At 35.3% G+C, this 312-nt stretch carries 1 protein-coding gene; it reads left to right on the forward strand.

Going from position 1 to position 312, the window contains the following annotated elements; genetic code table 11:
* Positions 1-187 (forward strand): hypothetical protein (locus FDX22_RS30010; protein WP_222592521.1); only part of this gene is annotated, 187 nt, incomplete at its 5' end.
* Between the last annotated feature and the right edge of the window lie 125 nt (positions 188-312).

Raw genomic sequence — 312 nt, forward strand, 5'->3', positions numbered from 1 at the left:
TATGACTGTTTTTTTGCGTAGTACTGTAACAGGAAAAATCTTGACACAAGATGAATGGTTACATTCGTTAAATGAGTGGGAAGATGAAGGCGGTTCATATTCTCATGCTGATGAATTTATTGAGGTTGTAAAGGACAGAAAAGGAGACTGGGTTGTGAAAAATCCCGATAATTATTCCAGCTCCTAATGTAATGAAGGTGCTGTTACAATTACGGTGAAATAGAAAATAATCTTAATAGCTAATCTTTGGCCTAATTCAGGGTATGACTGGTATTGCTGTAGTCATGCATGACTATGATAAATCGATATAAT

The organism is Citrobacter sp. TBCS-14, from assembly GCF_005280805.1.
In the GTDB taxonomy this organism is placed as follows: domain Bacteria; phylum Pseudomonadota; class Gammaproteobacteria; order Enterobacterales; family Enterobacteriaceae; genus Citrobacter; species Citrobacter gillenii.